General features: G+C 57.8%; 2 protein-coding genes. Both read left to right on the forward strand.

All coding sequences use genetic code 11. The features are described 5' to 3' along the window. Nucleotides 1–2,514, forward strand: a 2,514-nt coding sequence (locus K1Y02_26415; GenBank protein MBX7259916.1) for a S8 family serine peptidase, incomplete at its 5' end; no start/stop codon positions are given. Between the two features lie 92 nt (nt 2,515–2,606). After that, the coding region (locus K1Y02_26420; GenBank protein MBX7259917.1) for a GNAT family N-acetyltransferase at nt 2,607–3,116 on the forward strand (510 nt) is incomplete at its 3' end.

Raw genomic sequence — 3,116 nt, forward strand, 5'->3', positions numbered from 1 at the left:
TCACGCCGGGTCTCCCCCATTCGCATCTCCGCTGTATTCCTAACCCTCCTTGTGGCAATGGCCTCGTCCGCTTCAGGCGGAGAGAAGCCAGCCAAGCTCAAGTCCTCCGTTCAAGGCGAACGCATCTATTACTACAGCGGAGACACCCGCGTTGAAATGACCCTTTCCCTCGATGAGTTGGTAGTGACGCCTCCGGCAACCAAAGGCATCGCGCCAACTTCTATCAAGAGCCTCATCCCTACGGCGACGACACGTTCGCTGGGCCCCAAAGGCGAACAACACGTCAAACTTGCCGCGCCCGCGCCAAGCCGTTCCGCATTGGAACAGCAAGCAGACGCGCTAGAGGCCGCCGGATATGAGGTCAGTCCCGCAGTCTATGGAGATACGGTAATCACCCCGACTGATAATAATCGTGAGGTTCTGACGAATCAGTTCAGCCTGAAGCTCAAGGGCGAGGCAACCATCGATCAGATAACGGCAGCGTATGGCGTCTCGGTGGTAAGCCAAGTCGACTACAGCCCGAACACGTATATCGTTCAGACGACAGGAAAGGGACTTCTGGACTCGCTGAACATTGCGAATGCGCTCTACGAAAGCGGCCTCGTGGAATTTGCCACCCCGTTCATCGAGCGGAAGGCGACAAAGAAGTTGGTCCCAAACGACACGTTGTACCCGAACCAGTGGCACCTCAAGAACACGGGCCAGCAGGGCACGGCGGGAAACGACGTTAACATTCAATCTGCGTGGGATCAGGTGACTGGTGCCGGGATCAACATCGCCATCGTCGACGACGGCCTTGAAACGGCCCATGAAGACTTGGCGGCAAACGCGAGAACGGATATCGACATCGACATCGACTATGGTGACAACGACCCCACACCGGACGTCGTAGGCGATGATCACGGCACGTCCTGCGCGGGCGTGGCCGCAGCAAAAGGCAACAACGCCCTCGGAGTCTGTGGCGCTGCGTTCAATGCGAGCCTTGTCGGCGTTCGACTCATTTCTTTGGCAACTACTGACGCGCAAGATGCCCAAGCATTGGGATACCTGGTTGCGCCTCCGCTGGCGACCGATCGAGTCTCGATAAGCAGCAACTCGTGGGGCCCGGCAGACGATGGGGCCACGCTTGCAACAATGCCTCCGCTAACAGCGGCAGCCGTCCTGAACGGTATCCAAAACGGACGCGGCGGTTTGGGCACCATTTACGTCTGGGCTGCTGGAAACGGGCGACAGTCGGCGGACAACGTCAATTTTGACGGCTATGCTTCCAGCCGATATACCATCGCCGTGGGCGCGAGCGGGGCAAATGGTGTTTACTCACCTTACAGCGAACCCGGTTGCTCTATGCTGGTAAACACACCTTCAAATTGGTCCGGCGGTGGTATTACCACGACGGACCGTACCGGGTCCGCCGGGTATGATGTAACGAACTACACGAATTCATTCGGCGGCACTTCTTCCGCGACGCCGTTGGCTGCGGGGATTATCGCGCTTATGTTGGAGAAGAACTCCAACCTCACGTGGCGCGACGTGCAACACATCCTTGTAAATACCGCATTCCGCAATGACCCGCTTAACAGCGGCTGGAGTCAGAACGGTGCGGGCCTCTGGTACAACCCTTCATACGGCTTTGGCCGTATCGATGCGACGGCCGCCGTAAACGCCGCGGGAACCTGGACCAATGTCGCCGCCAGCGCACCCTCGCTCACCGCGTCGAAGGCGACCGCCGTCGCGATTCCCGATAACAATACTGCGGGTGTTACGCAAACAGTGTCCATCAGCGGCAATACCGGATTCGAAGTGGAACACGTTGAAGTCACCGTGAACATCACCCACCCGTATCGTGGCGATTTGCGCGTCTTTCTGACCTCGCCCAGCGGCATGGTGTCCCAACTCGCTTCCGAACGCGCTGGGGACAGCGGGGATAATTTCAGTAATTGGAAATTCACTTCAGTCGCGCATTGGGGCGAGAATCCAAACGGCACGTGGCAATTGAAGGTTGCCGATGTATTCACGCCCGATACCGGCACGCTCAACTCATGGTCCATCCAGATATATGGAACCGTTCCTGAAGATTCCGATAGCGACGGCATTAGCGATATCGTTGAAGGCACTGGCGACCCGGACAACGACACCATCCCCAACTACCTCGACCCTGACAGCGACGGTGACGGCATCAACGACAGCGTCGCCGGTGATGGCGACGTCGACGGCGACAGTACTCCGAACTTCCTGGACCTGGATGCCGATGGCGATGGTCTGTCAAACGCGTACGAGCAAGGTGTCTCCCAGGGAACGGATGTAGACAATGACGGGACCCTGAATTTCCTGGACACGGATTCGGATGAAGACGGCGCTCCGGATAGTCTGGAAGTTGCCATGAGTACCGATCCTTACGATGCGTTGGATGTGCCTGCAGTGCCCATCCAACCGTGGCCCATCGTTGCGGTTTGCCTCGTCGTGGGAGTCATACTGGTAACGCGGCGGCGAATGTCTGCGCAGAGTACGCATTAGCGCTCACTCGGTTCGGGACTAGGCCCGGAAGCAGAGGTGAGTTTGGGGTGAAGTCGTGAACGCCGTTGCGTTCGCGGGGCGGGTGTATTTCCGTGCACATCATTACGCCGAGGCTGGTTCTGCGCGATTTCGGGTTTGCTGATGTTGATGCCGTGCTTGCGTATCAGTCGACCGAAGAATATCTACGTTTTTATCCGTGGGAAGGCAGAAGCCGCCTCGGTGTGGAAACGCTGGTTGAGCGCTTCATCGGCTGGCAACACGAACGCCCACGAACCCGTTTTCAGGTCGCCATTACCCTACGGTCCAACGATGCCCTTATCGGATGCTGTGGCGTACGTACCACCTCCTCCGACAACAGCGAGGGAGAATTCGGGTGCGAGTTGAATCCGGACCATTGGGGTCAGGGCTACGCCGTCGAAGCGAGTCGCGGTATTATCGATTTCGGGTTCAACACGGTCGGCTTGCACCGCATCTACGCGGAGTGCGTCGCCGAAAATGAAGCATCCATCAAATTGTGCAAGAGCCTTGGGATGCGCCAGGAAGGCCTGTTTAAGAACCGCGCCTGGATGAAACAACGCTGGTGGGATATCTCGATCTGGGCG

It is taken from the genome of Candidatus Hydrogenedentota bacterium (genome assembly GCA_019695095.1).
Classification (GTDB): domain Bacteria; phylum Hydrogenedentota; class Hydrogenedentia; order Hydrogenedentales; family SLHB01; genus JAIBAQ01.